Consider the following 5,784-nt stretch of genomic DNA (forward strand, 5'->3'; position numbering starts at 1 on the left):
CAGCGGCGGTCCCGCAGGCGTCAGCCGAGGACACCACCCCTTGCGGCGACAGACAGGCTCTGGCACCCGCCCCTCTCTCCTTTTTCTCTCTCTTCTTTTCCTGTTGTTCAGTCCGGTCCGAAGCCGCTCAGGGTTATGGTCTTCCGCTCCGACACAGCCTTGAGGGCTTGCACGATCGGTGTCAGCGCTTTGAGATCCTCGGCAAGGTCATCATTTCGCGCGGCGGCCGCCATTTCCAGACAGAGCACGTCGTGCGCCGTCGCGGCCATCCCGACATCGATACGCACAGTGTCACGTCTGCCGTTGGCAATCGCGTCCGCCATCTCAGCGAGATCAAGCGACGCGATGCGCTCTCCGGTTTCAAGATCGATGACACAGGCGCCGCCGCCGTAAGCATCCAGTCGGGGACGATTGCAATCGTGGCTCCACACAAAGGACCACCGGCTCCCGACACACAGCTTCTGGCGGGCGCATTCCTGAACAAAGGCGATCACGCTCTCCTCATTACCGCAGCCCTGATCGCTCACCCAGAGAGGGGCCGTTCCATCAGCCTCGGCAGGCTTCTCTTCTGCACCAAAGTAAAAAGGCTCGGTGGTGCATGGCTGGGTCTTTCCCCATTGTGCGTTGTGCGCCTCCTGAAGCGCGAGCGCGCAGGCGCGCGCCTCAACGCTCCGGAACGGGATCAACACTGAGAACCTCGAAAAATAGTCTGCCATAAGGGCTCTTTCTTCTGTCTGCTTACAAAACAGGCGGCGCTCTTCTGAGTGCCGCCTGATGTCAGGTCTAGTCGTGGCCGCGTGCGGCCTCAGATCCGAAGGATCTCCAGCCGCCCTCCCATGGCGGCCTGCATGGCCACCAGTTCTTGGGGCACCACGAGGTCCGGTTTTTCTGCCGGCTCATCCTCCGCGACGTCTGGATCGCGAGCGTCCTCTCCACCCTCCTCGTCCATCACGTCTTCCAGATCCTCCGGATCAGCGCACTCCAGGCCGTCTTCATCCTCGACTTCCAGATCGTCATTCAGGGCGGCCCATTTCGCGCGGCGGGCCTGCCTGTTTCGAACCTCCTCGGTCCAGACGCCAATCGCCTGCGCAAAGCCTGCGGCCTCCGGAACCCAGTGCCCGTCTCCCACGGCGTTCAGCAGGGCGGCCCGCATCTCCTTGCCTGTGTTGAGTGGTGCGAGCCCATGCGCCTGAACCGCCTTGGTGATGCCGGGCTTGCTGTAGGTCTTCAGGAAGTCCTCATCAGCCATGCTCGGCATTTGAGTATCCGCGTCGAACAGACAGCCCAGCAATTCCGCTGCCATGCCGGAGCCGGAGTGCATGCTGACCTCGCAGTTCATGAAGCCTCCGAGGCTTTCCAGCGCGTGGCGGCGGATGAGCGCTTCATCACGCACCAGTTCGCCTTCCGGAAACAGCGCTTCCATGGCGGTCTTCACCGCGTTCTCATAAGGCGACCGGCCTGATGAACCGTAAATATGGACGTTATTGGCATTCAGTGCGAGCAGCAGGCCGGCCACCAGATCCCACGGATCCGCATCTTCGCTTTTCGCCTGCAGGGCCTTTTTCAGCGCGAGAGTCCGCACGGAGCCGATCATCTTCAGACCCGTGCCGGAGATGTCAGCGCGCTCCTTCTTTGGGGGTGGCGTCTGCTCCACCACGCGCGGTTCGGAGCGGACGGTTTCTTCACCCGTGTAGCGGAACTTCCGCTCTTCGACTTTCAGGGTACTCCGATTGAGCCAGTATCCGACAACATCGGTCTCCTGCTGGCCCATCCAGTTCGTGACGAAGTTATAGCCCTGAGGGCGGAGGGGAGACCCATACTCGTCCGTCTCGATCGCGAGCGTTCCTTCGGGACGATGCTCGGCAATCCAGTCTTCCTGCGCCGCCCGAAACGCGGTTGCATCCGTGACGTAGCGATTGTCCTCACTGCCCTGCCCGAACAGATCTTCGGTCCAGACGACGCCATGCTTTTGCGCCAGCGCATCGTCAAACCGGGCATCACGCGCATACCACTCCTCCTGACGCAGGTGCCAGGTGAAGTCGCGCCAGTTCAAGGTATCCTCCGGATCCTTGGCGTTGAGACGATACCCGGCCGGGTCCTCTCCCTCCTCCACGCTCTCGGCGAACATCTCAGCCCAGGCCGCGGCCTGATCCTCCAGAGACGACAGGGCCAGAGTCCGACGCTCTTTCAGGTCGGGGCCGCGGCCAATTTCGATGGCGTGCAGGATGGGCGGATGCAGCTTCGCGAGCAGGGTCAGCCCCTTGAGGTAAGCTGGTGTCACCATGAGGGCCACGCAAAGCTGCTGGTCGGTATAGCCAAGGTCTTCGCGCATCCGGGTCACGGCACGCCACTGGTCCGGCTCAGACATGCCTTCGCGGATCATGTTCTCACTGGCCGCCGCCAGGGCTTCGTGCTTGCTCTCTTCGTGCGTCACATGAACCGGAATTTGGGAAAGTCCGGCATAGATGGAGGCCCGCTTCCGGCGATGACCCGCTATGATCATCAGACGCCCGTCTTCCAGCTCCCGCACTTTTGGCGGGTGAATGAGTCCCACCTGCAAAATGTTCATCGCAAAGCGTCGGATACTGTCCTGGCTGCTTTCTGCTTTGCGCGGATTTTCCGGATTGTCGACAAGGGTGTTGGGATCGACAAGGCGCAGTTCGTCCATGATGGGCTCCAGTGATGTCGTAAGGGTGTCGTGGGGGAGGGAAGTCAGGCGGTCAGGCTGTGCGCGAGGTGGGAGACCACACGCTCGATATGCTCGACCTCAAGCTGCCGCGTTTCCAGCGTCAGCGTGGCCGAGCCGTAAGACCCGTCTTCATCGGTGTCGTAATCGGCCTGCACGCGCCGGATAACGGTTTCGACGCAGTGCCAGACCACAAGGTCAAAGCTGTTCGGAAACAGAGGGGCAATCGTCTGGTCAGGTCCAAGCGCTGCAACGGCCTTCTCAAGGGACAGGTCTTCGAACAGATCCGGACTGTCGTCCGCTGTCACATGAAGCGTTGTCCACCAGCCTTCTTTGGCCTCGTACTCAACTTTGACCATCTTCACGCCATGCGCCTGCATCGCGTCAAAGATCAGCGTCAGGTTTGCTCTGAGCGCCACTTCGGCCGCGGGTTGTCCTGCCGGGTCTGACACGCCTCTCTCCTTTTTTCTGTCGTGATGATCTCGGCGCGGGCACGGGGCGTGGTTCCGCGCAAGGCCGCGCGTCAGCGCGCCCGGCCTGAGCCTTGCGCGGAGCCGCGACCTGTGGCGGCTCCCTCTCTCATTTCCGCTTGTTTTCCCGCCCCCTTCTCTTCTCCCTGAGGCAGGCAAGGCGGTGGCGGTTCAGTCGTAAAAAGGCAGCGTCTCGTCGATCGACCCGTCCCGATCGAAGTGGATGTAATGGCAGCCCTGCTCTCGCGCCTGAACCATCAGGGCGGCCAGTTCAAGAGACACGTCCTGCGGGACGTCCTCCGCCTCGGTGGGAACATAAATCATCCAGCCATAAGGCCCACCAAGACAGCTTCGCCCTGCTGTGCCCCCGCTGCTGAGATAAAGCTCGCACGCATCGCGTTCTGCGACCGGAAGATGCCCGGTACTGAGATCCAGGTGCCGGCAGACGACGCCCGCGGACGTCGGAAGGACTTCGCTCATGCCCGGGCCTCCAGCCGGACAATGAACGGGGTCAGACAGGTCGCCCCTGTCCAGCGATGAAAAGCCAGAACCATCTCGCCATACTCGCGCGTCTTCGAAAGTGTCCCATTCCGACGCCTGCGTCTGACCTCCTCGGGTGTCAGCACAGGCAGTGCATGGCGGTCCACAAAGTCGGCCTCGGCCTGAGCGGCATCCGCATACGGGCCGTGCCAGTCATTCCGGTTGACGGGATAGGCGTCCACGGTGCGCAGGAGCACCTCACCGCTCGGATACGTGAAAATTTCCACGCGCAGGCCGCACAGAACTTTGGAGACGGTCGTGGTTTGCGGGGACGTCTGATGGTCGCACATGCTCTCTTCCTCTGAGTTCTCTTTCAACCTCTCCGCGGATGCAGGGGCTGCCCGGTGCGGCAAGGCCGCGCGCCAGCGCGCCCGGCCTGAGCCTTGCCGCACCGGGCGGGCCATGCCCGCCCCTTTCCCTCTTCTTATGCTGCCGCTTCTTCTTCCTCGCCTTCTCCCCCATTGTCGTTGACGCTCAGGCTCTCCATCGCGGCCAGTGCCTCGGCGGCATCCGCCTCCCGCCGCGCTGTATCCTCGGCCAGATCCGCCTCCAGAGACGCCATTTCCTCCTCCTTCTCCTCCAGAAGTGCGGCCTCGCGGAACGGCATCCCGTCACGGGCGCGGTAGCCGGGCAGCTTGCGCTCCGTCTCGGCAACCACACGCTGCGCATCCGCAAGCTCGCTGTCGAACCGCAGCAGGGTGTTCTCGATGCGGGCGATGAACCCGAGCGGCGCGGTGTCGTGATCAAAGTCGATCCCGATCATCCGGTCCTCGGCCACGATGGCGATGGTCGCGTCCCATTCCGTCTCACCCATGAAGGTCGAGCTCCAGGTCTCACACACCAGCTCGAACCCGCCGATCTCGCCCAGTCTCCACCGGCCCTTCTGCTCGGCACGTTTGGCGGTGCGCGCCTGACCCATCAGCCACCTGCCGGCATCCTGCCGCTCGGTCATCACATCCGACTTGCGCACAAGCTGGAACGCCTCCCCCCGTGTCGACTGGCGTTTCGCGATATCCGCCCGGATCTTCGGAATAACGGCTTCGGCCACCCTCTGATCACGCTCGGCCCGCTCGATCGCGCGACGCACGTTGAACTGGTCGTCGTAATGGGCGGCTTTGAGACGACGCAGACGGGCCAGCTCCGCTTCCAGTCCCGCCTTTTTCATCAGGCGTTCGTCGCCCGAGGCCAGTGCCTTCGCCATGGCAAACTGGTTCGCACTCTCGCCGATATCCTCCAGACGGCGGATCGACCGGTCTCCCGACATGGCCAGACACAGGAAGCGCTGCTTGCGCTCCAGAAGCTGCCAGTTCGTGGCATCCACTGAGCCTTTCAGGGCATAGGCGTAAATCTGGATCACAGGGTTCTGGTTGCCCTGGCGTTCGATCCGTCCCTCACGCTGGATAATGTCGGCCACCAGCCAGGGCACATCCAGATGGTGCAGGGCAATCAGACGCTGCTGTGCGTTCACGCCCGTGCCCATCGTCGCACTTGAGCCGATCAGGATGCGTTTGCGCCCGGAATTGAGATCCCGGAACAGTCCCTGCTTGGCCGCACTCTTTTTGTAGTGCTGCATGAAGGCGATCTGCTCGCGCGGCACCCCCATCCGCATCAGCTCGTCGCGGATCCACAGATAGGCCGAGAAGCCCCGTTTCTCCAGCGCGGCTTCCGTACCCAGATCCGAGAAGATCATCTGCACGGCCCCGGGCAGATCATACGGCTTGCCGGTATCGGGATCGGTGTAGCGGTTTTCGCTCGTCGCCTTCCAGATGTCGAAGACCCTCGCGATCATGACGTTCAGCTTGTTGCTGGTGTCGTTGTCCTCCCAGGAACGGACAAAACGCAGATCAATCGCGGCGTGACGCGCATCGTTGATCACGGACAGGATGATATCCTCACCCTTCTGCGGCTTGCCCTTGCGCTCCTCGATCACCTTGATCCGCGCTTCCAGCTCCTTCTGGTAATCGCGAAAGGCGGGTCCGCTGTCTGCGACCACGATCTGGCGGCTGCCCGTGGCGACTTCAGGCAGCTTCACGTACTGGCGCAGGTCGTCCTGCTGCACGACGTCCGCGAAATGCCGGTACATGGCCA

General features: G+C 62.4%; 4 protein-coding genes and 2 pseudogenes. 1 reads left to right on the plus strand and 5 read right to left on the minus strand.

Features of this window, described 5'->3' with window-relative positions; translation table 11 throughout:
- A pseudogene (locus tag R5H23_RS16160) lies at positions 1-692 on the plus strand (hypothetical protein); the annotation flags it as partial.
- Positions 693-805: 113 nt separating this feature from the next.
- Here R5H23_RS16160 and R5H23_RS16165 read toward each other — a convergent pair.
- The 5 genes and pseudogenes from R5H23_RS16165 to R5H23_RS16185 all read right to left on the minus strand — a co-directional run.
- Entirely contained in the window at positions 806-2,668 is a 1,863-nt protein-coding gene (locus tag R5H23_RS16165; protein ID WP_317216038.1) for a ParB/RepB/Spo0J family partition protein, read from the minus strand.
- A gap of 44 nt (positions 2,669-2,712) precedes the next feature.
- A complete protein-coding gene (locus tag R5H23_RS16170) occupies positions 2,713-3,138 on the minus strand; it encodes a hypothetical protein (protein WP_317216039.1) in 426 nt (141 codons plus the stop codon).
- 189 nt (positions 3,139-3,327) lie between these two features.
- Entirely contained in the window at positions 3,328-3,636 is a 309-nt protein-coding gene (locus R5H23_RS16175; RefSeq protein WP_317216041.1) for a hypothetical protein, read from the minus strand.
- Positions 3,633-3,986 carry a hypothetical protein gene (locus R5H23_RS16180; protein WP_317216042.1) on the minus strand — a complete coding sequence of 118 codons (354 nt, stop codon included), beginning with the start codon at positions 3,984-3,986 and terminating at the stop codon, positions 3,633-3,635. The genes R5H23_RS16175 and R5H23_RS16180 overlap by 4 nt, the downstream gene beginning before the upstream one ends.
- A gap of 134 nt (positions 3,987-4,120) precedes the next feature.
- Positions 4,121-5,784 (minus strand): annotated as a pseudogene (locus R5H23_RS16185) (lactate dehydrogenase); the annotation flags it as partial.

The sequence above is a fragment of the Gluconobacter sp. GP1 genome, assembly GCF_032913585.1.
GTDB classification, from domain to species: domain Bacteria; phylum Pseudomonadota; class Alphaproteobacteria; order Acetobacterales; family Acetobacteraceae; genus Gluconobacter; species Gluconobacter cerinus.